The sequence below is a fragment of the Bacteroides clarus genome, assembly GCF_015555825.1.
GTDB lineage: Bacteria > Bacteroidota > Bacteroidia > Bacteroidales > Bacteroidaceae > Bacteroides > Bacteroides clarus.
The window spans coordinates 375,147-397,225 of the sequence record NZ_JADNLF010000001.1; the positions used below are offsets into that span (position 1 = coordinate 375,147).

The 22,079-nt window shown below is 43.7% G+C and carries 23 protein-coding genes and 1 pseudogene; 15 read left to right on the forward strand and 9 right to left on the reverse strand.

Features of this window, described 5'->3' with window-relative positions; translation table 11 throughout:
- Positions 1 to 10 precede the first annotated feature (10 nt).
- The 9 genes and pseudogenes from I2F54_RS01470 to I2F54_RS01515 all read right to left on the reverse strand — a co-directional run bounded on the left by I2F54_RS01470 (position 11) and on the right by I2F54_RS01515 (position 3,164).
- Positions 11 to 1,089, reverse strand: a pseudogene (locus I2F54_RS01470) (DNA cytosine methyltransferase).
- Positions 1,089 to 1,364 carry a DUF3846 domain-containing protein gene (locus I2F54_RS01480; RefSeq protein WP_024986357.1) on the reverse strand — a complete coding sequence of 92 codons (276 nt, stop codon included), beginning with the start codon at positions 1,362 to 1,364 and terminating at the stop codon, positions 1,089 to 1,091. Before I2F54_RS01480 ends, I2F54_RS01470 begins: the two are co-directional and overlap by 1 nt.
- A 1-nt stretch (position 1,365) precedes the next feature.
- On the reverse strand, positions 1,366 to 1,560 hold the full coding sequence (locus I2F54_RS01485; protein WP_226766601.1) for a hypothetical protein: 195 nt from the start codon (positions 1,558 to 1,560) through the stop codon (positions 1,366 to 1,368).
- A 192-nt stretch (positions 1,561 to 1,752) separates the two neighbouring features.
- A complete protein-coding gene (locus tag I2F54_RS01490; RefSeq protein WP_055234357.1) occupies positions 1,753 to 1,932 on the reverse strand; it encodes a hypothetical protein in 180 nt (59 codons plus the stop codon).
- Positions 1,933 to 1,943: 11 nt separating this feature from the next.
- Entirely contained in the window at positions 1,944 to 2,084 is a 141-nt protein-coding gene (locus tag I2F54_RS01495; protein WP_162487773.1) for a hypothetical protein, read from the reverse strand.
- A gap of 39 nt (positions 2,085 to 2,123) precedes the next feature.
- A complete protein-coding gene (locus tag I2F54_RS01500; protein ID WP_044300318.1) occupies positions 2,124 to 2,330 on the reverse strand; it encodes a hypothetical protein in 207 nt (68 codons plus the stop codon).
- A 3-nt stretch (positions 2,331 to 2,333) separates the two neighbouring features.
- Complete coding sequence (locus tag I2F54_RS01505; RefSeq protein WP_044300317.1) at positions 2,334 to 2,699, reverse strand: hypothetical protein; 366 nt, start codon at positions 2,697 to 2,699, stop codon at positions 2,334 to 2,336.
- 11 nt (positions 2,700 to 2,710) lie between these two features.
- The gene (locus I2F54_RS01510) at positions 2,711 to 2,962 is read right to left on the reverse strand and encodes a hypothetical protein (protein WP_007219348.1); all 252 of its coding nucleotides are present in this window, start codon (positions 2,960 to 2,962) and stop codon (positions 2,711 to 2,713) included.
- A gap of 25 nt (positions 2,963 to 2,987) precedes the next feature.
- Positions 2,988 to 3,164, reverse strand: coding sequence for a hypothetical protein (locus tag I2F54_RS01515; RefSeq protein WP_225665235.1), 177 nt, complete (start codon positions 3,162 to 3,164; stop codon positions 2,988 to 2,990).
- Between the two features lie 520 nt (positions 3,165 to 3,684).
- Here I2F54_RS01515 and I2F54_RS01520 point away from each other — a divergent pair.
- The 15 genes from I2F54_RS01520 (at position 3,685) to I2F54_RS01585 (ending at position 22,076) form a co-directional block, all read left to right on the forward strand.
- A complete protein-coding gene (locus I2F54_RS01520) occupies positions 3,685 to 4,290 on the forward strand; it encodes a hypothetical protein (RefSeq protein WP_005655418.1) in 606 nt (201 codons plus the stop codon).
- A gap of 8 nt (positions 4,291 to 4,298) precedes the next feature.
- Positions 4,299 to 4,946 carry a hypothetical protein gene (locus tag I2F54_RS01525; protein ID WP_008642519.1) on the forward strand — a complete coding sequence of 216 codons (648 nt, stop codon included), beginning with the start codon at positions 4,299 to 4,301 and terminating at the stop codon, positions 4,944 to 4,946.
- A gap of 19 nt (positions 4,947 to 4,965) precedes the next feature.
- The gene (locus I2F54_RS01530) at positions 4,966 to 6,201 is read left to right on the forward strand and encodes a hypothetical protein (protein ID WP_044300313.1); all 1,236 of its coding nucleotides are present in this window, start codon (positions 4,966 to 4,968) and stop codon (positions 6,199 to 6,201) included.
- Positions 6,202 to 6,212: 11 nt separating this feature from the next.
- Positions 6,213 to 6,539, forward strand: a complete 327-nt coding sequence (locus tag I2F54_RS01535) for a hypothetical protein (protein WP_044300312.1) — start codon at positions 6,213 to 6,215, stop codon at positions 6,537 to 6,539.
- A 5-nt stretch (positions 6,540 to 6,544) separates the two neighbouring features.
- On the forward strand, positions 6,545 to 6,880 hold the full coding sequence (locus I2F54_RS01540; protein ID WP_005655413.1) for a DUF6706 family protein: 336 nt from the start codon (positions 6,545 to 6,547) through the stop codon (positions 6,878 to 6,880).
- Between the two features lies 1 nt (position 6,881).
- The gene (locus I2F54_RS01545; RefSeq protein ID WP_005655412.1) at positions 6,882 to 7,214 is read left to right on the forward strand and encodes a hypothetical protein; all 333 of its coding nucleotides are present in this window, start codon (positions 6,882 to 6,884) and stop codon (positions 7,212 to 7,214) included.
- Complete coding sequence (locus tag I2F54_RS01550) at positions 7,205 to 7,675, forward strand: hypothetical protein (RefSeq protein WP_005655410.1); 471 nt, start codon at positions 7,205 to 7,207, stop codon at positions 7,673 to 7,675. The genes I2F54_RS01545 and I2F54_RS01550 overlap by 10 nt, the downstream gene beginning before the upstream one ends.
- Positions 7,672 to 8,097 (forward strand): hypothetical protein, encoded by a 426-nt coding sequence (locus I2F54_RS01555; protein ID WP_005655409.1) that lies wholly within the window; start codon positions 7,672 to 7,674, stop codon positions 8,095 to 8,097. Before I2F54_RS01550 ends, I2F54_RS01555 begins: the two co-directional genes overlap by 4 nt.
- A 15-nt stretch (positions 8,098 to 8,112) precedes the next feature.
- Positions 8,113 to 8,622: a hypothetical protein gene (locus I2F54_RS01560; RefSeq protein ID WP_195382015.1), complete on the forward strand. Its 510-nt coding sequence runs from the start codon at positions 8,113 to 8,115 to the stop codon at positions 8,620 to 8,622.
- A gap of 68 nt (positions 8,623 to 8,690) precedes the next feature.
- Positions 8,691 to 9,347, forward strand: a complete 657-nt coding sequence (locus I2F54_RS01565) for a hypothetical protein (protein WP_032592241.1) — start codon at positions 8,691 to 8,693, stop codon at positions 9,345 to 9,347.
- A 104-nt stretch (positions 9,348 to 9,451) separates the two neighbouring features.
- Entirely contained in the window at positions 9,452 to 9,580 is a 129-nt protein-coding gene (locus tag I2F54_RS16250; RefSeq protein ID WP_256317553.1) for a hypothetical protein, read from the forward strand.
- Entirely contained in the window at positions 9,580 to 14,991 is a 5,412-nt protein-coding gene (locus I2F54_RS01570; protein WP_044300311.1) for a tape measure protein, read from the forward strand. Before I2F54_RS16250 ends, I2F54_RS01570 begins: the two co-directional genes overlap by 1 nt.
- A 2-nt stretch (positions 14,992 to 14,993) precedes the next feature.
- Complete coding sequence (locus I2F54_RS01575; protein ID WP_005655404.1) at positions 14,994 to 15,503, forward strand: hypothetical protein; 510 nt, start codon at positions 14,994 to 14,996, stop codon at positions 15,501 to 15,503.
- A 1-nt stretch (position 15,504) separates the two neighbouring features.
- Positions 15,505 to 16,689: a hypothetical protein gene (locus I2F54_RS01580; RefSeq protein WP_044300309.1), complete on the forward strand. Its 1,185-nt coding sequence runs from the start codon at positions 15,505 to 15,507 to the stop codon at positions 16,687 to 16,689.
- Entirely contained in the window at positions 16,671 to 22,076 is a 5,406-nt protein-coding gene (locus tag I2F54_RS01585; protein ID WP_044300307.1) for a LamG domain-containing protein, read from the forward strand. The genes I2F54_RS01580 and I2F54_RS01585 overlap by 19 nt, the downstream gene beginning before the upstream one ends.
- Positions 22,077 to 22,079 lie beyond the last annotated feature (3 nt).

Below are 22,079 nucleotides of genomic sequence, written 5' to 3' on the forward strand. Positions count from 1 at the left end.
ACTTTCTTCTTTATAGTTTTGATAGCCATTGTTCATAAACCCGTGTAGCCACTTGCGCCATCATAACAGGCGGCACACTCATACCACAAATGTAATGCGGTGAAAAGCCGCAAAAATCATAGTCTTGTGGAAACGTGGAAATATTGCACACTTCGGCAGTTGATAGATAAACAGGCTTCTTAAATGGAATTGCACTATCAGAATGAGCCGTAAGCGTGTTGCAAATTTCATCCTCATACAAATAACATTGATTGAAAAATCCTCTTTTGCCTGTCAGCTTCCGATAAGCATTTGACATATCAATATCCCCATGTGTTCTATTATCAAACATTTCTTTCATGCGCTTGCCGTATGGTTTGCCCATGTAATCCGCAAATTCTCCGTAGCAAATCCCCGGCTCGTTGAAGTCCATGCTAATATGTGGCTCAACATTGAAGAGGTCAGACACTTTCAAGAAATTCACGCCCAAATCATGCCTAATACATACAAAGAACACCCGGTTTCGCATTTGTGGAACACCCATCTTTGACGCATCCAGCAAGAAATGTTGGCAATAATATCCGGCATCTTCAAAGTCCTTGTAAATGCGCCTTACATAATCTATGGCATTACCCATAAGCAAGCCTTTCACATTTTCCGCTATCACAACCTTTGGTTGCAGTGCCTTTGCCAAAGCTATGAAGTCGAAGAAAAGTGTATCAAGAACTTGTGCCGTTTGCCCCTCTCTGAACACCTTTTCTTTGCCCCAATCCTTTTCACGGTTGCCAGATAAGGAGAAAGTGGAACATGGGGGTGAGCCGTCCAAAATATCCAAGTTGTAAAGTTCGGGCGGTAGCTCTCTCTCTCTCTCTCTCTCTCTCTCAATTCTCTTATATCCCCTAAAAAATTGAACCGTGGTGCATGGTTGGTTACATACACCTGATTCACTTTAGGGTCTATTTCATTGCAACCTATCACATCAAACCCTGCCAACTTGTAGCCCATAGTTGAACCGCCACCACACGCAAAACAAGAAAACACCTTGCCTTTGTCTTTAGTGAAATTGGCTTCTGCCAGCTTCCAGTTATAAGGGAATTTATGAATTTCCATTATTGCACCTCCTCATCTTTACACATAACGACATCGCCACAAATATAATCCCAACCAAAAATAGCATTGTGTTTATGCGCTATTTCTGTGGCTGTTTCGTTGGAATCTAAAACGTCTTTCCCATTATCATTGATTACGAGAATATCCCCATTGTGTAGGTTTATAATATCAATGTAACCATCTACGAACTTTTGCAGTTCATCCAGTTGGAAGTCCAGCCCGTTTTGAGGTTGGATTTCCAATTTACTTCCGTCTGTCTTTATCAGTGTTGCCATCTTATTTTGCCTCCTTTCGTTTTAGTTGAAGTTTTACCTTTTCGGCATCAAACTCATAGTTCATACACTCAGTAAAGTTTCCCATTATAAGCATTAGAGGGAAGAGCATACCATGCTTACATCCTCTTCCAAATTCGTCTGATGCTGCCTTGCATGAATCACATCTATAAATGTCTTGTACTGTTACTATTGCCATTGTGAGCCTTCTTTCTTGCCTTGTGAACGCCTTTAGTATAATTGCGTTCAACACGTCTAACGTCATTGTATTTTGCTTGCGCTGTAGATTCTATCATGTGGGGCTTTTCGTTTCCCACCCAATGAGCATCCGGGTGTTCCTGCTGTATTGCCGCTAAAATTGCATCTTTCAATATTCCCATATCCTAAAATTTTATTGGTTGATACACACGCTTGTTGGAACGAGTAGTTTATAAGTCGTCCCGTTGGGAAAACCATCTTTAATGGCTTCTTTTATCTCTTTTGCGGATGGAACGCTGTTGCGCACTCCAAACTCAATCTTTCCCAAACGTCTGCCGTTATGGTCGAAAATGATGTAAGTGTATTCATTCATAATTCTGAAATTTACTTGGTTACTACTGTTACAAATTGGCACTTTGCCCAAAGCGTAAAATCATTGCTGCTTATGTACTTCTGATTTTTGGCTTCAATGGCTTTTGCTTGTTTTTCGCTAATCTCTTTGCCTTGTAAATAATATTTTTTCATACGGTGTTGCATTGTGGTAGCCAGTAGGCTACCTGATTATTATATAGTAAATTCACGTTTGAAGTCTTCATCATCTTTAATGTATTCACTCAATGCAGATAATAGCCCACGTTTACTTCCACATTTTGCAATACTGAATAACCCGTTATTCTTCTGTTCGTCTGTTGCGATGAAGATGTAGCCATCTTTAACCTCCGGCTTGAATGACTTAATTTGCGATTTTAATTTTCTGAAATTGATAGCCATATCTTATTTTCTTAGAATTTCATCAAGTATTTTTTTATCAGCATCCCAAAGATTGTACCCTTTGGCAATTTTTCTTCTGATATATTCTTTTTCTCCAATCATAGCGATTGCTTTTTCTCTTAAATCTGATGCACTCCACTTTTCGGCTTGTTCTATAAGAAAGTTTGCAAGACATTTGCGTTCTTCGTAAAGTTCACGAACTAACACCGTTTTTTGCTCTATTTCTTTCAGAGCTGCCGGGTTTTTCATCCACAATTTGCAAAACGCATCTTTATCAAGGTCTGTATTCATGTAGCAAGTTTCAACCTCTGTATAGTTGTCCGCTGTTAGCTTCAACTCGGTTCTTTCTTCAAATTCTTTCTGTGTCATGGCGATATGTATTATAGTATTGATATTTCTTTTTGAGCTAATTTGCTGTCTGTGAGGCACAGCACTTCATATTTCATTTTTTTGTAGTTGTAAACTACTTCTAATGTGTTTTGCCCTCTGCCGTCTGCCCTTTCGTCATAAATGGTTTTGATATGCTGGTACATGATATTACCCATCATAAAGTTTACACATCCCGAATCATAGAAGTAAAATGCTACCGCATATTCCAATGTTTTCTTTTTATCAATACTCTTAGTTGCCATAATCTGAAAATTTAGTGTTGCATTATTATTTTTGTACTTTGTATATTTCAACGTCAGGTACTACTTTCTCTACTCTGTTGCGTATGAAATCGGTAATAATATCTTCGTGGCTCCACTCTTTAGAATAAGACATTGTATCATGGTAGCCATCACAGATTACGCTTCCATTGCTGGTTACGGACAAGCTAAAATAGATAGCCATTTCTGCTAAACTGTGGCACTTAAAATGCTTGTTTCCTTTTATTAGAATATAATTCACATCCATATCACATATATTTTAAACGTTATCAATCTTATTACGATGCAAATATAGGCTATATATTTAATATAACAAAGTATTTGGATATATTTTTGGATATATTTTCAAAATACCTATGTGATAGTTGGTTTTGATAGTCTTTTAGTGGTGATTTCCTTTATTTAAGATGGACGGAAATGCCTAAATGGATATATTTACTGCAAAATAGGATATATTTTGCGTTTTTATGAGGATATATTTTCGTTGAGTGAAAAATATTATTCCTATTGTGTTAATCAAACACATATTTGTTATATTGAATATAGTAAATGAAAAATCGCTTTTACGTCTTGTTTTTAAGCGTAAGATGCTAATAGGCAAGTAATTTACCGAGTAAAATATGTGTGTTTATAGAACGCATATATGATTTTATTTCATATCTTTGCTCTGTAGAAGTTCAACTTACTAAATAACAAAAGCAACAATGAATAAGAAACTCTTTGAGAAAGTCAAAGGCTTGTGTAAAGACACTGGTCTTTCGGAGAAGTACCTTAAAGCGATAACCGAAAAAATGGGTGGCAGCATTGAGGATGATTCTACCGATGATGAGGCAATAGAAAGTACGGCAAATCTGATTGCGGAAGTGGCTAAGGAAAGTCAAGGTGAAGCAACCCGATGGGCAAACAAAAAGAAACCAACCCAAACCGAGGATGAGGAAGAGGAAGAAAGAAAGCGTAAGGAAGAAGAATCTAAACGTAAGGGCAAGGTGGCTTTGGACGAAGCGACTGAAAAGAGGTTAAAGGAAATGGAGGAAAAGATTGCTAACTACGAAGCCAAAGAAAGCAAAGAAGCCCGTGCGAAGGAAGTAGTTAAGGCTATGGAAAAGCACAAAATCCCGGCTTATCTCCGTGACCGTTTGGCAAAATCAATCTCCGATGATGAAGATATTGAGGATGCCGTTTCCGCTTACAAACAGGAGCTTATTACAAATGGGCTTGATGATGAACACTCAGGGGGTTCTAAGGCGGCAAGTGAAAAGCAAATTGATGAAGCTGCTGATAGCTTGCTGGAATCAATAACCGTAAAATAAAAGATGAAATGAAAAGAAAGACTGCTTCATTTACCGGGATGCGACCCATTTTCACGGGTTCGCCCTCTATCGTGCAAGGCGGCTTCAATCTGGACGTGGAAAACCAACATTTCGCTGTTGGCGATACCGTGCCTGCCGGAACGCTTGCTATCAAGGATGAGGTGAAAAGGACGGTGCAAGTCATCAAGACTGCAAAAGTGGTGGAAGTGGATGCGGAAAACACCAAGAAAGTAAGCCTGTACGTGGATGAGTTCTACGAGCCTTGCTTTGCCGTTGGTGATTTGGTGCTGAAAGACGGCACAGCCGCTACAGCCATTGCCGATGTTCCCACAATCGAAAAGATTGAGCGAAACGGAAACAATTACATTGTCACTCTCTCCAAAGCCATTGCCGGGCTTGTAAAGGATGATGTATTGGTAGAGGTTGTTTCGGACGGACAAACTGCCGCAAAATCAAAGGAGCGTGGCACTTCCAACTCCGTACTGATTGCCGATGTGGAAGTAGGCGAGTTTGAAACCTCTGTAGATGTTTCTGCCGACACCATGCAATACGCAATGTACGAAAGACGTGTGCCGCCTATCCCTGCCGGGCAAAAGGACACTACGGGCGATTACTTGAAAGGGAATCCCCACGTGAAATTAACGAAATCACACTAACTAAAATTAGCGTAACGACATGAAATCTATTTTTTCAACATTCAAAGGGCTTCACAAGGACGGCAAACCGCTTGACTTTTTGGCAACGTGGAAAAAGACTTTTGATAAGGCTTCCGAACGTGAAACAACCCTTTTTCAGAAGATGTACTGTGATAGTTGGTTTACTACCAACACGCCCCAAATGTCATTGACTGCCGAGGCACTTGTAGGTAAGTACAACTTGCGTATCATGGCTACATTGATTGGTGATGAATCACCTACACCTATGAGGCGTTCTGACGGCTTCGATGTGTGGACTAAGGAAATCCCCCGTGTGGGTCACAAGTTCCCCATGTATGCACGTGATTACCGTAAACTGATGGAGGTTTACGAAAATCCCCGTTTGAGTGAATCCGCTAAGGTGAAGCAAATTGAAAAGACCCTTACCCACGACATGAAAGATGCTTATTTGGGCTGTAAGGACGTGATGGACTTTATTGCTTTGATGGCATTCTCTAATTGGGGTGTGGCTCAGTTCGTGCCGGAAATCAACAATCCGGGTGGACGTAAGTACGAGGTGGATTATCAAATGCCGGAAACAAACAAGCTGGTATCAGCTTTCTTGTGGAACTCTGCCAATACCAAAGCTGGCAAGTTGTCCCCCGTCCTGATGTTGTCGGCTATCTGTAGTGACCTGCGTAACCGTGGCATTGAGCCGGGCGAAATCCTTATGAGCCAAGACCTCTATTTTTGGTTGCGTATGGACGAAACGACCCGTTTGTTGGTACATGGTAACGATAAAAAGGCTCAGACCGTAACAACGGCTCAGATGGCAGATTTGCTTGCTGGTAATGAAATCCCCCCTGTAACGGTGATTACCCGTAAAATGGGTATGGATATGGACGGTAAGCGTAAATCGCTTGAACCGTGGAATCACAACTTTATCTGTATCAAGCCTGCCGGGGTTATCGGTGAAATTCAGCCCGCCATTGAAGATAGCGAGTTGATAGAGGAAGAAAACGTGGACTACATGAACGCTGGCGGTGGTATTCGTATCGCCAAGTGGCGTACCGGGGAATCCACTGGTCAAGTTGCAGCCGAATATACACAAGGCTCTGGACGTTTGTTGCCTCTTATCACTGAAATTGGTGCTATCATCTGTTTACAGGTGCGTGGCTTTGAGGAAAAGGAAGTACCAGCCGATGCAAATGGTGTGGCACGTACCTATTGGACTAAATCCGAATTTGAGAGTGCAACAGCTCTTGAAGTAGGCTAAATCTTTTGCTTATGGAACTGGCAGTAAAGAAAGCGTTTATAGACAAAAACGACAAAGGCAAAATCTACAAGGTAGGTGAAACCTTGCATACCGATGAGCTTAACCGAGTTAATGATTTGGTTGCAAGGGGCATTTGTGTGATTAAGTCTTTGGAAAGTAAACAGGCTGAAAAGGTCACTTTCCAAGACAATGAATATGATTTGAATGTGGTAAAGGATGCTTTGGAATCCATCAATGCCCCCGTTGCCAAAAATGCCGGGGTTAAGAGTGTAACCAAAGCGATTGAAGCCCTTTCAGATGAGAGTGTAACGGCTTTGAAAGAAGCCCTTGAAAAATAGTAGTGATGGGAACTTTGACAAAATACAATGCGTTGGTGGGTGAGCTTGAACCCTATACCCCAAGCCGCCTTGCTTTGCAAAAGGCACTTGCTGATGTGAAGATAAGCGACTGGGATAGTGAGTACAATGCCGACACAGACCAACGCACGATAGCCATAGCCGCTATAAAGGTGCTAAAGCGGATGATTGTGCTTACCAATGACACGTTAGGTAAGTCCTCACAAGGCTACAGCGTGGAGAAATTGGAGAAGCGCATTAAAGACCTTTGCAACGAGAACGGTTTGGACGTTTCGGATTTTGTCGAAGTTTCTTCCATTACGGACGGCTCTAATTTGTGGTGATATGGCACGGAATAACGGAACTTTCAGATACACCGCTTTGCCCCTTGAAGCAACGAGGGATGAAGCAACGGGATTTTACACGGACGATGATGCGCCCGTGTGGGTGAAAGGCTGTGAGTGTCAAGTGGAGAAATTCATACCTGCCAAGCAACGATTGGGAACGGACGGGCAAATGTATTCATACACCTTTGATGTGTTTTTACCATCCTACTTTGAGGGTGATTTGAGTATAGGCGCACGTGTGGAAGTGACTTTGGAGCGTGGAGGTGTGGATGAGTTCACCATTTCGGGAATAGATGATACAAACCCTAAATACATAGAGATATGGGGATAATGCCGATGTTTGACAAAGGGGCTATCTTAAACCCCGTGGCTGCTTTCCAAAAGCAACTTGAATTGGCTTTCGTAACCTTGTTAAAATACATGGGCGAAAAGCTGGCTAAGTATGCTAAGGATAGCCACAACTACCAAGACCAAACGGGCAATTTAACCAACTCTATAGGCTATGCCGTGGTACAGAATAAGGAAATCGTTTACTATGGTGGGTCAGACCAGCCCGGAGAGGGTGCGAAAGCCATGTTGGAGGCTGCAATGAAGTATGCCGCCACGCTGCCAAACACTTTTTCCCTCATTATAGTAGCCGGAATGAATTATGCCGCCTACGTGGAAGCCAAAGGGTACAACGTGATTCTACCTGCCGAACTGAAAGCCAAAAGCGAACTTCCTGCCGAGATTAACAAGTTGGTGATGAAAGCTAATAAGAAAGCAATCGAATTATTCGGGAACGCAGCATGATAACGACTGAGGAAATAGCAACAAAGGTTTACGCCATGCTTCAAGCAAGCGAGGTGAAAAACTTCATTTCGGGTGTGATTGATTACGAGCGTAACGACTACACCAAAGAGGATGTGATAATTGTCCCTCATACGATAGACGGTGAAGCATCCGTGCGCTACGGTCAGATAAACGTGAATATTCATGTGCCGGATAAGGTGATAGCCAAAGGCAAGGGGCAAGCCGTTTACAGGACACATTTTAAGAGGCTCATAGAGATAAGGGCAAAGGTGGTTGAGGTGTTGAAAAACCATTATGAAAGTGGGAAAGGCTATAACTGGAACATAGGGCGGTTTAACCCACCGATTAAGGAGAAAGACCAAAACGAACATTTTGTTTCCCTTGCTTTGGAGCTTACAGTAAGAGAAAAGAGTATCAACTAATAAAAAATTAAGATTATGCCGATTTTAGCAACAATGGGGTTGAAAAAGATTTATATCGCCCCTGTCATGACCGATGGAAGTATGCCCGCAAAAGGCAACCAATGGCTTGATTTGGGCGATGTGTATCAAGACACTTGCAACTTGAAAGATGATTCTCCCGAAATCACGGAACATAAGTCGGAAACGTCAAGCAAGGTTATTACGTTGGTGGGTGAAACACCTACAAATGTGGAGCTTTCTTTGATGGACCCGGATTTGGAATTGCTTGCACGTTATTTCGGTGGTACTATTGCTGGAGAAAAGGGCAAGCGCACTTGGATTCGTCCACGAAAATTGGAATACAAGGAGTGGGCGTTATGGATTCAACCGGAAGAGGGCTTGTTTATCGGGTGTGCCAATGTGCGTATCATCCCGACATTCGAGATTACCTATTCTTCAAAGGGTATCTGCCTTGTGCCTATGACTATCAAGTTTCAATCAAACTTGCAAGCAAGCGAGGAAATGAGCGACCCAACAGTAGCATGACACTGAAAAAGTCTGAGAACCGATAGCCTCCTATCCCCGGATGGGGGGCTTTTTAACTTTTAAGACAAATGGAACAACTGAATAATGAACGTGAATTGACCCGTGAAGAACGCTTGGAAATCGAAGAAAAGGCGATACAGGCACTTGTGAACATGGGAGTGAAATTCAATGTACCGCTTAAAATTAACCCGGTAAAACCGCCACGCTTCATCCGTTGGTGGAATAAGCATTTTCCGAACCATGTAAGGATGTGGCGTGACAAACGTATTCCCAAAGGCTGGGATGTGTCCGAAACAGAAGTACCCAATGCCGCTTTGCAAACTATGGAGCGTGTATATATGCGCCACTTCCATTTGAAGCCTCTTTATTTGGGTACGATGGATTGTTTGAGGCGGTTGTATCTGAATATAGAATACGATGAGGAAAAGATACAAGCCGAACCCATACAGGAAAGCAAACGCCTTTTCAAGTATATTCCTCTGATGGCTGAGATTGCAGCCGTAGCCGTGCTTAACAATCCCGTGGTAGCAGACCCCTCTAAAGACAAAGAGGTGAAAGCCTTGAAAGCGTTTTTCATGGAACACCTTACATCTACCCGGCTTGAAAAGCTGGCAGACGTGATAAGCCAAATGATGAATCCCGGGGGTTTTACGTCCTCTATTCGGTCAATACGGGAGATAGGAACGACCAATCCGAAGAAACTCAAAGCAAACCGAGTAGAGTAATCGGGCTAAATAGCCCGTGGGGTAATCGTGGGGAAATTATCAAGTCCTTTGGCTGGACTTACGATTATCTGCTTTGGGGTATCAGTTGGCTAAACGTACAAATCATGCTGGCAGATGCGGCACGTGTGGAACAAGAGCCGGAGCAAACGGACGGAAACAAAGATGGTGGGAAGCCGCCTGTACAGCTAAAGACAAAGGATGATATTAAGAATTATCTGAAAGGAATAATATAATGGATAATATAAACGGAGCGTTGGCGTTCAAAGCCACCCTTGATATAAATGATTTCAACGTGTCGGCACAAGCGATGGAAAGGAGTATCAAACAGGTTTCATCCACAGCCGTATCGGAATCGTCTGTGATGGATAATTCCATTCAGAGCTTTGCGCAAAATGGGGCGAAATACATTGTTTCCTACCTCGTTGGGCAGGGTATGGGGACTTTGCTTCAAAGTATCGTGCAAACACGTGGGCAGTTTCAACAGTTGGAAATTGCCTTTACAACCATGCTCAAAAGTGGTACGCAAGCAAAGGGCTTGATGGATAGGCTTATTGATACAGCCGCCAAAACTCCGTTTGACCTTTCGGGCATTGCGAGTAGTGCCAAACAGATGCTTGCTTACGGCTCAACCGTGGATAATGTGGTGGATGAGCTGGTAATGCTTGGTAACGTGGCTTCGGGCGTGGGTGCGCCACTACAGGATATTGCCTACCTCTATGGAACGCTACGGACACAAGGCAGGGCATTTACCGTGGATATTAGGCAGTTTGCCGGGCGTGGTATTCCCATCTATGAGGAACTGGCTAAAGTGCTTGGCGTAACCAAAGATGAAGTTTCCAACCTTGTAACGGAGGGTAAGGTTGGCTTTGCGGAAGTAGAAAAGGCTTTCCAAAACATGACGGGTAAAGCCGGGACTTACTACAACCTCATGCAAGAACAAAGCAAGTCCCTAACGGGTATGATTTCCAACATGGGTGATGCGTGGGAACAATCGTTAAACAAGTTGGGTGCGGATAACCAAGATGTTTTTGCCGGAGCTATTGAAAGTGCTACCTATATGGCAGAGCATTTGGATGATATTTTGCGTATTTTGAAAGCCGTTGCTATAGGCTATGGAAGCGTGAAAGCCGCTATTGTACTGAATACATTAGCCACAAAGGGATATACGGGCGTTGCTCTTTTGGATAACACGGCAAGGCAGGCTAAGATTTCCTTAATGAAGTTGGAAGCCGTTGCTACTGGGCAGATGGTAGCTCAGACAAAAGCGATGGTTGCAGCCCAAAACAGCCATGTCGCAGCATTGCAAGCGCAACTGACGGTAGAGGAACACGCCAACATGGTAAAGCAGTTACGCATTGCCACCATTCAACAAATGCTTACCATCCAACAAGCAGAATACCTTTCCAATTTGAATCTAACGGCTTCTTCTGCCAATTATGAGGCGGTGGCTCTGAGTGTTCTTACCGTTGAACAAAAGCAAGCTCTAAGCAAGTTAGACTTGTCGGCTAAAAGTGCCGTGTATCGTGCCGCTTTAGAAAATGAGGTTGCCGTTAAGACACAAAACAGTGCGGCTACCTTAAATGCCATGCGTACCGATGTCAAGGCAGCAGCCGTAAAGATGGAATCGGCACGGGCTGATGCACTGGCGGCAAAGGCGGCTGTAGAACGTGCCTATTTGGAAGTGTACAGGGCACAACAGACTGGGAACGCTGAAAAGATAGCCATTGCCACTAAGAAGATGGAGGCAGCGGAGGATAACGCAGCTATCGCACGAAAGACGGCTTTAGCCACCCAATCCGATTTTTACGCAAAGAAAAAACTACTTGAAGCTACAGCCACCAAGCAATCCACAGCCGCTTCCGTGGCAGATACTACGGCAAAGACAACACAAGGGGCTGTAACTTCCGTACTGACTGCAATCACGACAAAAGCAACGGTAGCGGTGAAAGCTCTTTGGGCTTCCATGATGAGCAATCCTATCGGCTGGGTAATGGGATTGATAGGTGCATTAGTCAGTATAATTACTCTTTTTACGGGCAAACAAAAAGAAGCGACCACGGCAACGGGTGAATTTCAAGATACCACGAAAAAAGAGATTGACGATTTGAATTTACTTTTTGCCGTATTGCAAAATACGGAGAAAGGAACTCAAACACATAAAAATACGATTGAAAAAATCAATGCCGTATGTAAACAATATAATAAGACATTGCTTGATGAAAACGCTACACTTGATTTACAGCGTCTTAAATATGAGGAATTGACTACAGCCATTCAGCAAACTACAGCCGAAAAAATCAAGGCTAAATATACCGAACAAGCTATGCAAGAACTGGTACAAAGCCAAACGGATGCACTTGATAAGCTGAAAGAGAATGCCGAAGATGCAACCTACAAAGAAATTCAAGAAGTTATGGAAACCACCACGGAGGGTGTAACCGTTATGATGAATAAGGTTGTTGATGTGGCTTCAAGTTCTATTCGTGGAGCTTCGGGGGCTGTATGGGATGCGGTAGAATCTATGGCGGTAGAATCCGCAAACCAATTGAAAGGGCTAACAGGTCAAGCCTATACCGATGCGTTCAACAACTCATTGGATAGCATTGTTTTTGCCGTACAAAAGTCCACCGGGGCTACAGGTAAAGAAATGGATGCTTTCAAGGAAAATATAAAAACTTATCTTGAAAGTGTCGCACAATCAGCAAAAAAGGCAGATGAAACCATAGGCAAGGTAGATAGGCAACTTGAAAAATTCTATGGTAAAAAAGATACGACTTCTGTAACAGAGAGTACCGACTATGTGGCTATGTCGTTTAACGAGATGGATAAGAAAATAGGTGAAACTCAGAAAAGTATTGATACCCTCAATGCCAAAAAGGTAAAGGTGGAAGCCGATAATACCCAACTGAAAGAGCTGAAAGACTTGTTGGATAAATTGAATGGTGCTGTAAACACCAAGACTACAAACCTTAACACGGAAAAGGGAATATCAGACCGTATCAAGCAGCTTAAAGAATTGCGTGAAGCTGCCATTATCGGTAGTTCTGACTATAAGAGTTATGATACGCAAATAAAGAAGTTGGAAGCCCGTTTACCCAAGCATACCACGGGGGATAAAGCGGATAGTGCCGCCAAGCAACTACGTGAAAGGCAACTTGAAGCTGACCGCAAATTGGAGGCTGACCGTATTGCAGTCTTGGAAGAGGGCTACGAAAAACGCAAGCGCACCCTTTCGCTCCAACACAAGGAGGCATTGGATAATATAGACAAAGAGGAAAAGGCTTTGGCTAAAGCTCGTAAGGATGCCGGAAAAGGTGGCTTATCTAAGTCTGAAAAGGACGGCTTCGATGAAAGGCGAACACTTGAAAACAAGAAATATGACAAAGCCCAAAACAAACTCTTTGACGGTGAAATAGAGTACAAGAAACAGCAATATGCCTTGTATTTCCGTTGGGTGCGTAACATGGGCGAAGATGTAGCCAATACCCAATTTGCCACGCTTTTAAAAGGCGGTAAATCGTACAAGGAGTATGTGGAAAATGAAATCAAGGCTCTAAAGGATAAACAACAAGCCGGAACACTCACAGAGGGAGAAAGTAACCAACTTATTTCCCTTAATATGCAATACAATGAAATCACGGGGGCAAAGTCCGCTATGGATTCTTTCAAGGAATCTGTATCTAAGACCATTCAGCAAGCCCAAACACTTGCCGAGAAGTTGGAAGCCATAGCCGATGCAAAAGAGAAGCTGGCTAATGGAAGTTCCGGGCTTGTGGGTGCTGATGAAAAAGCGGAAGCCACTTTGTTTGTTTCAGAAGAAGATGAAAAGTTACAGGAAGAAGTACAGCAAAAGATACTTTCCTCTTACAGAACCTTTGAGGAACAAAGAAATGACATCCAAAAGGAATACGCCTTGCTGCGTGCTGCCGCTCAAAAGACGGGCGACCAAGAACGGATTAACCAAGTAAACAAGTCGGAGGCAGAAGCGTTAAGCACCCTTACCGCCAATATGTTAAAGCAATCGGATAGTTGGAAGAAGTTATTTGGCGATTTGGATAGCCTTTCTGTAGCTGAAATAGATAAGTTGGTGGCTGATATTGAAACAAAGCTAAAAGATGCGGATTTGAAACTGAATCCCGTAGATTACCGTGCTTTGATTGATAGTTTGAATCAAGCAAAGGAAACGCTTATTTCAAAGAATCCCTTTAAGGCTTTAGGCACGTTCTATGATGATTACATTGAAGCCAAAAAGAAGCTGGCAGAAGCCAAAGCGAATGTTGCTGCTGGGAAGGGTACGGATGAGGATGTGAAAAAGGCAGAGGCTGACATGAAGAAAGCCGCCAAAGGCGTAACCAAGTCCATTGAAACGATTACCGATACGGCTACCACGTGCGGCAATGCCATTGCATCCATGTTTTCTGATTTGGGACAGGATGATTTGGCAAACGGCTTAGGTACTGCAATGGAGTTGTTCGGGCAGTTGGGAAATGCCGCCGCCTCTGTAGGTAAAATGATGAGCGGTGACATATTGGGAGGCGTTACGGGTATGGTAAGTGCCGTTACTTCTGTAGTGGGCATATTTGCCAAATTGCATGATTCCAAGTATGAGAAGAAAATTCAAAATCTGCAAAAGGAAATAGATGCGCTGGAACAATCCTACAGCCGTTTGGAACGAGCCTACAATAATACTTATTGGGTGTTCAATGATAGCCAACGTGAAGCCTACGAAAAGAATATCCAACTGATTAACGACCAAATACGGGCTTTGGAACAAGAAGCCAACGTAGCAAAGAAGAATTGGGATTTTGCCCGTTACGCTCAACTCAACAAGGAGATTAAGGAACTCAACAAGCAGTTGAAGAATGCGGAAGAAAACGGAGATATGTTTTCCATCTATGAGGCTCAGAAAAAGAACCTCAAACAGCAACAAGAGGATTTGAGAAAGCAAATTCAAGCTGAAAAGGATAAGAAGAAAACCGATAACGGAAAAATCCAACAGTGGAACGAGCAAATAGAATCCATTACCCAACAGATAGAGGATTTGGATAGGTCAATGATGGAAACGCTTGCCGGAACGGATGTAAAAACCGCCATTGATGAATTTGCCGATGCGTTGGTAGATGCTTATTGCAAAGGTGAGGATGCAGCGGAAGCATTGGGCGAAAAGACAAAAGAAGTCCTTAAAAAAGCGGTTGTGGAAGCGTTGAAACGTGAGTTTTTGGCAAAGGGAATCAATGATGCCGTTCTCTATTTGGGAGAATCCATGAAAGACGGGAAACTAACCGATGTAGAGAAGCGAGAATTTGAAAGGATGGTGAACGCTGCCGGGGATTTGTTCAATTCCGCATTGGAGGGTATTGGTGATTGGATTAAGGATGTGGAGGAAGAAACCGTACAGCAAGACCCCCTTACGGGTGCGGTTACTTCCATGAGTGAGGAAACGGGCGGTGTGATAGCCGGGCGGTTGAATGCCTTTGTCATAAACCAAAGCGACCAAACCTCTATTATGAGGCAGGCACTTGTTTACCAAGCCGAAATAGCCGCCAACACGAAGTTGAGTGCATCAGAGCTGACGGAGATTAAAACTACTTTGAAGCGCATTGAAAATAAAGATAGTTCACTTTTATCACAAGGAATAGCATAGTTATGGAACTGGTACAACAACTTAAAGAGGATGGCAAGGCAAAGGGGCTTTGCCGGATGTGGCAAATGAAGCTAAGAACGGGGCTTGACTATGAGCAACTGATACAGCTTTACATTAAGGGCATAGATTTCTGTATATCGGAGAATTACCCCACGCTTGACTTTATACGGGAACACTTCAAAGGCAAATGCGAGGTTTACGGGGTGTTTGTGGATGATGAGGTTACGGATAAGGTGAATTTACCCGATGTGGTGCTGAATGGTGACTGCAAAGCTATGTTGGAGTATGACGGCTATTCTGTTTCACGGGTATATGCACGGCATGATTCCCATAGTGCCGTAAACGTGTCGGACAATGCGATTGTTACCATAGACGCTTTCGATAACTCGTATCTGTATGTGGCGGTAGCCGGAACGGATGCAAAGGTGCTTGTGAATCTGTATGGCAATGCCAAAGCGGATATAGAGGGAGTGGGGATAGAAGTTAGACAAATGAATAAAAATACTTACTGATATGGATAAGAACATGATTTTACACCTGCCTTTCGATGACCCGGACGGTAGTATAGCTTACGACTTTTCACAGTATCGCAACGATGCCACCTTATCGGATGGTGCGGATTTTTCTAAGAAATCTAAAGTGGGTAAATCACTTGCTTTGAATGGTACGGGCGAATGCGAAACAGCTCGTTCCATACCCTTTAGCGGTAATTTTACACTTTGTTTTTGGGTGCTGCCTGTTTCTCAAAAGTTAGGCTGGGTGCTGAATATGCCCGGTATAGACAATTATAAAGAGCAATGGCTTGATGTAATGCCCGATGGCTGGATTTTCTTTGCTTTCGTTAAGTCCGGCAATATGTTTACCGTCTATGAGAACACGACCCGGATATTCAGCGAAATATTACCAAAGACACCAACGGGGCTTTCCATCAACGACCAATCACTTTTTGGGACGAAAGCCTTGCTGGACGAAGTGAAACTGTTTGACGTGGCGAAAGAACCCCGTGAAATATTCGAGTTGCAGAAAGATACGGATGTGGAATATTTCATAGACGGAAAGAACTTCAAGGAGTTTGGGGTATTCGTTTCCAAAAGTGCCGGATTGGTTGGACGGTTGGAGCGCAAAGAAGCCTTGCAAGTGAACTGGGACAATTACCACGGTATTGTAAGGGATAAGAAGCGACCACGCTACAAGGAACGCAACATTACACTGGATTGCTTTATTGAGGCTTCGGGACGTGCCGCCTATGTGGAATGGGTAAACCTTTTCTTTTCCCAATTCGATGCGGAGGGGAACCACCGTTTGCGTGTGGACTATGACGGAAAGGCAAAGCCTTTGGTATATGAAGTGGAATTGCTGGATGAGGCAGACCCGGAAAAGAGCTGGGGACAATATAGCAACGATTTGATGGTGGGAACATTCCGTTTAAAGATGGTGGAAGATGAACCTGTGAAAAAGGTGCTTAGATATATAGGTGGAACTGCAAACGGCAAGGCTACGATTACCGTCACTTCGTCCAAGCTGCTTAATATCTATTGGGGTGACGGCACGCACACTTACGATGTGTCCGGCAGCGAACAAACGATAGAACACACTTACGTTACACCCGGTGAATACGAGATAATCGTTTCGGGCGTGATTGAAGACATTGAAAAATTTGAAACCAATGCTATTGTGATATGGGAACTCTTGAAATAATCAGGCGCAACGGTGAAAAGGTACGCTTGTTTTCCAAAGAGCCGTTTTGTACGCTGAAATCAGCCGCTCAAAACAGTTCCTTAATGGGGGATGATAACGTACAGCTTTCCATTGTTTCCTCTGAGTTGCTTAATTTAGGCAAGGGAGATAAAATCATAGTGGAGGGTGAAGAATACACCATCCGTACTAAGGTGAACCGTGAAATGCTTTCGGACAACCATTATGTGCATGATGCCACTTTCTACGGAGTGATGTACGAGCTGATGAAAAGCCTGTACCGAAACACCGATGCAAACGGGAAATCCAGCAAAAGCACGTTTGACCTCACTTATAATATCCGGGACTTTGTAAAGGTGCTTATCTACAACGTGAGCCGTGACTATCCGGGCTTATGGGCTTTCGATGAAGCTAATTGCCCGGACACAGAACCCCGTACCATTTCCTTTGCCCGTAACAATTGCCTACAGGTTTTGCAAATGCTTTGCAGTGACCGTGAATTTGATTTGGAGTTTCTCATTACCCAAAAGGACGGGGTGCGTACCATCCACATAGGAAAGTTCGGTGCAAAAGTTGTGCCCCCGGGTGGCAACGCTTTCTTTGAGTGGGGCAAAGGCAACGGCTTGTACAAGCTCAAAGAGCAAAAGGTAGATGATAAGACCATTATCACAAGACTTTGGGTGGAGGGTGGCACGACCAACATTCGGAGTGATTACAGGGACTATTCAGAACGCCTACAGCTTCCGTTTCCAGTGCGTTTGAACAAAAAGGAACACAAACTATGGGACGGTACAATAGTACCGCCTCAGAGCGAATATATAGGCATATCCGATGATAACAAGCGTTATTTGGAGGATGGCGATTTGAGGGATGCACTGGGTAGTGATGAGGATGCTGTGACGTATGATAATATTTTCCCGAAACGGACGGGTACGGTTACTGCTTTGGTGGTTGATGATATAAACAGCTTCATTGATGATACAATGGACTTTGACCTGAACGAGAAAGACGATAAAGGTACAAAGTATCTGATTAACGAGGTATCGGCAAAGATTACTTTCATTTCGGGTAAATTAGCCGGACAACAATTTGAATTGGCGCAAAAGGGAGGATACGACCATGCAACAAAAAGGTTTACGCTCATTCCATTTACGGACAACAGGGGGCTAACTATTCCTACCACTGAAAGCGAGGCTTACCGAATAACGGAGGGTGACACGTATAAGATTACGGATATTCACCTGCCTAAATCTTATGAAGATGATGCAGAGGAAGATTTATGGTATGCCGGATATAACGAGTTCAAGCCACGCACACAGGCACGGGCGCAATATCAGCTTACCTTTGAACGTTCCTATTTTTTGAACGCTTTGCCAAGCGATAGCGAAACAACCGTCTTTCATGTGGGTAACTATGTACCCGTGAAAGATGAGCGTTTCGGTATTGAAAAGAATATCCGCATCCAAAAGGTGACAAAGAACCTGCTTGTGGAGCATGACTATACACTGACCCTTTCGGACATTACAGCCATTTCCCCAATCACTCAAACGGTTGTGGATGTTGGACGGCACGAAACAATCATAGAAAACAATCGGCTTCGGGACTTGACTAAGGCACGGAGGGGATGGCGTACAACAGAGGAACTGCGTACAATGGTGTATGATACGGATGGTTATTTTGACCCCGAAAACATCAAGCCCAATTCCATTGACACCAATATGCTTACGGTGGGGTCTAAGAGCCAACAATTTGTTTTGATAGATGTGATACTGCAAGCCAACGTAAACGGAATATCCAATCGTTTTGATGCTTCTGCCGGGGTATTGGCTCACTTGACTATTGATGATGAGATAATCAAGCATTGGAACATGGCGGCTGGCTCATTCACTCTATCAAGCCCAAAGGGGTACTATGTGTTTGCCAAGTGCTCCAAGAAAAGCACGGATGGCATTTGGTATGTGACACAGGAACAACTAAAGGTTGAACCAACCGAAGACCCGAACAACTATTATTTCCAAGTGGGTATATTGGGGTCGGTGCATTCGGATGATGATTTCAGGGACTTTACCACTACCTACGGATTTACCCGTATCAACGGAAACACTATCACTACGGGTAAGATTATAACAAGCGATAAGGAGTGCTATTTGGATTTGGACGGCAACAAGTTCCGTATCGGTGATTCTTCAAGTTCTATTGATTGGAACGTAACGGCAAAACGCCAATTAACGTTGCACAACGTCCGTTTGCTTTCTGATAGTGGGGACACCTCACATATCGGGGTGTTCCGTGGCACATATAATCCGAAGTACGTGTACTATGCTGGGGATGAGGTGACTTACACGGCGAATGGTGAAACGTGTACCTACCGATACACCAACCCCACGCCAAGCATGGGCAACTTGCCTACCAATTCCGTATATTGGTCGGTTGTGGCGAAAGGTTCTACTGGGGATAAGGGAGAAAGCGGTTTATCCGTATTCTATACCTATAATGACAGTGAAACCAAGCCTGCCACCCCTACGGGGGATGGCTCTACGGGAGGTTGGCACAGAACTTCGTCCGAAAACGTGGTTTGGATGAGTATAAAGAACGCCAAGACCGATACGGAGGGTGCGTGGGGTATTCCTTTCCGTGTGCGTGGTGCTGATGGTACTTCAATCAATATCAAAGGTTCTAAGGATAATGTTTCACAACTGCCTACCGTTGGAAATTCAGAGGGCGATGCTTATCTAATCGGGGGCAACCTCTATATTTGGGATGGTACGAACTGGAAAGATGTTGGAGTTATTAAGGGGGAAGATGGAAAGAGTAGCTATCTTCACAAGAAGTATTCCGATGATGGCGGCAAAACGTTCACAGCTGGGAACGGTGAAACACCCGGAAGATGGTTGGGTTTGTACGTGGATATGATACCTACCGATAGCGACAAACCAAGTGCTTACAAGTGGAGCGACACGAAAGGACAAGACGGAACGCCCGGTTTACCCGGTGAAGATGGGCGTACTCCATACTTCCATATCAAGTATTCGGACAACGGGGGAATGTCGTTCACTGCAAACAATGGTGAAGAGCCGGGCGACTACATAGGGCAATACACCGACTACGTGCAGAAAGACAGTGATAATCCGATGGATTACACTTGGGCTTTGATTAAAGGTGAATCGGGTACAGGTGGAACGGATGCCGGAGCTGGCGAATATTACGAGTATCGTTACGCTAAAAATGGCTCGACTTTAGTACCGCCCGATTTGGATGTTAATTCTTCCAACCCTACAGGGTGGAGTACGGAAATGCCGAAAGTAGGAGCGTTGGAATATATTTGGTGTACAATGGCTAAGAAGTCCGGGCTTGCAGACCGTACCAAATTTCATTTGCCCATTGAAGCTAACGACACTTCAAGCATTGCCGATATTTCGGGTAACGGTTATAATGGTGTGCTGGGCGGTGGGACGGTAGTAAAAGACGGAACGAGATATGCCCTCAATCTGAGTGGTGGAATGGAGAGCCGTATTCCTTATGATTTACCCTTTGGGGAAAGTTTTACACTCTGTTTTTGGATGAAGTCAGACCAAAATCAAGTCAAGTGGATGTTGAACGGATATAACGGTAGGCACTATGTGGAAAAGAGTATTGCAATCACGCCTAATACGTGGTTTCACCTTGCATTCCGTTTTAATGACCGTACCGTTACGGTATTCAAAAACGGAGAGCAATTACATAGTGGTAGCGTTAATATCATGGCTGTAGGCTTTGCTATTTACGATGATGATGTATTCGGCTCTGCCGTGTATTTCGATGATATACGTTTGTTGATGGGGGCTTTACCTGTGAATGACATTGCTTCCGTAATGAATGGCAAAGCAGACCTGATGATACAGAAATGGAGTACCCCTATTCGTGTAAATCCTTATGATGGTGAAGATGGAAAGCCGGGTGTTAGTGTGACATTGGCAGATGTGGAATATGCACAAAGCACGTCAAATTCAGTTGCGCCTACTACGGGGTGGCAGACAACCGCCCCGACATGGATAAATGGGAGGTATATATGGAGTAGAACGAAAGTATCTTATTCAGACAACACGACTACCTACACTAAGGCGGTTTGTATTACAGGCGGCAAAGGCTCTACGGGTGATAGCGGTGTTGGCGTAAGTTCTATTATTGAACAATACTACCTATCCAGTTCGGCAACCTCATTACTTAATGGCTCATGGAGTACAACACGCCCAACTTGGAAAGACAAATGGTATATATGGACACGCTCGGTTATCACTTATACGAATGGAACGAGCGACACTACGGCTGCAATATGTGTAACGGGGTCGAAAGGTGATAAAGGTGAAGATGGAAAGCCGGGTGATAAGGGGGAGAAAGGTGATAGCCCCGTACTTGTTTACAGGGGTATTTATGATTCATCCAAGACTTATTACGGGAATAGCAAGCGGTTGGATGCTGTAAAATACAACAATCAATACTATATAGCCCGTATAGATGCTGGAACTTTCACTGGGTTCGTACCGACTAATACAGGCAAATGGAATACTTTTGGAGCGCAATTTGAAACTATTGCCACAAACTTATTATTGGCTGAGGGGGCAAATATTGGAGATTGGTTTATTAAGGGTGGTAAGATTGTTTCCACTATGGGTGATGGCAATAGGATAGAGTTGGATGCTTCAATGGCTCGTATTTATATTGAATCTTCAAGTGGTGGTGGTGATTATGCGCTTGTTGATTTTGGTGCAAAAATGACAATAGATGCCAACCGTGGAATTTTTGAAACAAGGGCTAAAAATGCTCCTAACTATTCTAATGCGGTTTCCTATATGTCACCAACGGGAATATTCTCAAATATGGCAGGTACGGACGGTATGCCAGCAAGTAGCGGATATACGCACCGTGGGGCTATTGTTGGGCTTGGTTTTGCAAATGTTCCGGCAAGAACATGGGATATAAATGCGGTAGATACAATCGTGGCAGGTGTTTATGGTCGGGCTTCTAATTCGGGGACTGCACCAGCCTTTGGCGGTTTCTTCTATGATTTATTTGCCGGAGGCTTGATTTTTGGTCGAAAGTGTATTACAGGAACGTCGAATAACACATGGTATTTGAATAGAGAAGATACCGTGGTAATAGGGTACACGTCTGCCGCATCAGTAGTGTATCTTCCGGCTTCTCCTAAAGAAGGGCAGGTTATATTTGTAAAGCAGTGGTGGAGAGGCTATATGAGATTCAGACCAAGAAGCGGCTACCTAATCTATGATGATACTTCGGTAAATGACTACTACGATTTTGTAGAGGGTCAAGGTGGTATGTTTGTATATACCGTAGGATATGTAGATGGAGTTAAAAAACAAGCATGGTTAGTAAGTAGATGGAAATACTAAAAA

What these genes read in the sequence shown, in the direction of transcription:
- I2F54_RS01540 (WP_005655413.1), top strand. Translation starts at nt 6,545, where the DNA reads ATGGGAACTTTGACAAAATACAATGCGTTGGTGGGTGAGCTTGAACCC.
- I2F54_RS01560 (WP_195382015.1), top strand. Translation starts at nt 8,113, where the DNA reads ATGCCGATTTTAGCAACAATGGGGTTGAAAAAGATTTATATCGCCCCT.
- I2F54_RS01585 (WP_044300307.1), top strand. Translation starts at nt 16,671, where the DNA reads ATGGGAACTCTTGAAATAATCAGGCGCAACGGTGAAAAGGTACGCTTG.
- I2F54_RS01570 (WP_044300311.1), top strand. Translation starts at nt 9,580, where the DNA reads ATGGATAATATAAACGGAGCGTTGGCGTTCAAAGCCACCCTTGATATA.
- I2F54_RS01500 (WP_044300318.1), bottom strand. Translation starts at nt 2,330, where the DNA reads ATGGCTATCAATTTCAGAAAATTAAAATCGCAAATTAAGTCATTCAAG.
- I2F54_RS01575 (WP_005655404.1), top strand. Translation starts at nt 14,994, where the DNA reads ATGGAACTGGTACAACAACTTAAAGAGGATGGCAAGGCAAAGGGGCTT.
- I2F54_RS01525 (WP_008642519.1), top strand. Translation starts at nt 4,299, where the DNA reads ATGAAAAGAAAGACTGCTTCATTTACCGGGATGCGACCCATTTTCACG.
- I2F54_RS01565 (WP_032592241.1), top strand. Translation starts at nt 8,691, where the DNA reads ATGGAACAACTGAATAATGAACGTGAATTGACCCGTGAAGAACGCTTG.
- I2F54_RS01490 (WP_055234357.1), bottom strand. Translation starts at nt 1,932, where the DNA reads ATGAATGAATACACTTACATCATTTTCGACCATAACGGCAGACGTTTG.
- I2F54_RS01510 (WP_007219348.1), bottom strand. Translation starts at nt 2,962, where the DNA reads ATGGCAACTAAGAGTATTGATAAAAAGAAAACATTGGAATATGCGGTA.
- I2F54_RS01485 (WP_226766601.1), bottom strand. Translation starts at nt 1,560, where the DNA reads ATGGCAATAGTAACAGTACAAGACATTTATAGATGTGATTCATGCAAG.
- I2F54_RS16250 (WP_256317553.1), top strand. Translation starts at nt 9,452, where the DNA reads ATGCTGGCAGATGCGGCACGTGTGGAACAAGAGCCGGAGCAAACGGAC.
- I2F54_RS01520 (WP_005655418.1), top strand. Translation starts at nt 3,685, where the DNA reads ATGAATAAGAAACTCTTTGAGAAAGTCAAAGGCTTGTGTAAAGACACT.
- I2F54_RS01550 (WP_005655410.1), top strand. Translation starts at nt 7,205, where the DNA reads ATGGGGATAATGCCGATGTTTGACAAAGGGGCTATCTTAAACCCCGTG.
- I2F54_RS01480 (WP_024986357.1), bottom strand. Translation starts at nt 1,364, where the DNA reads ATGGCAACACTGATAAAGACAGACGGAAGTAAATTGGAAATCCAACCT.
- I2F54_RS01495 (WP_162487773.1), bottom strand. Translation starts at nt 2,084, where the DNA reads ATGAAAAAATATTATTTACAAGGCAAAGAGATTAGCGAAAAACAAGCA.
- I2F54_RS01530 (WP_044300313.1), top strand. Translation starts at nt 4,966, where the DNA reads ATGAAATCTATTTTTTCAACATTCAAAGGGCTTCACAAGGACGGCAAA.
- I2F54_RS01580 (WP_044300309.1), top strand. Translation starts at nt 15,505, where the DNA reads ATGGATAAGAACATGATTTTACACCTGCCTTTCGATGACCCGGACGGT.
- I2F54_RS01545 (WP_005655412.1), top strand. Translation starts at nt 6,882, where the DNA reads ATGGCACGGAATAACGGAACTTTCAGATACACCGCTTTGCCCCTTGAA.
- I2F54_RS01535 (WP_044300312.1), top strand. Translation starts at nt 6,213, where the DNA reads ATGGAACTGGCAGTAAAGAAAGCGTTTATAGACAAAAACGACAAAGGC.
- I2F54_RS01515 (WP_225665235.1), bottom strand. Translation starts at nt 3,164, where the DNA reads ATGGCTATCTATTTTAGCTTGTCCGTAACCAGCAATGGAAGCGTAATC.
- I2F54_RS01555 (WP_005655409.1), top strand. Translation starts at nt 7,672, where the DNA reads ATGATAACGACTGAGGAAATAGCAACAAAGGTTTACGCCATGCTTCAA.
- I2F54_RS01505 (WP_044300317.1), bottom strand. Translation starts at nt 2,699, where the DNA reads ATGACACAGAAAGAATTTGAAGAAAGAACCGAGTTGAAGCTAACAGCG.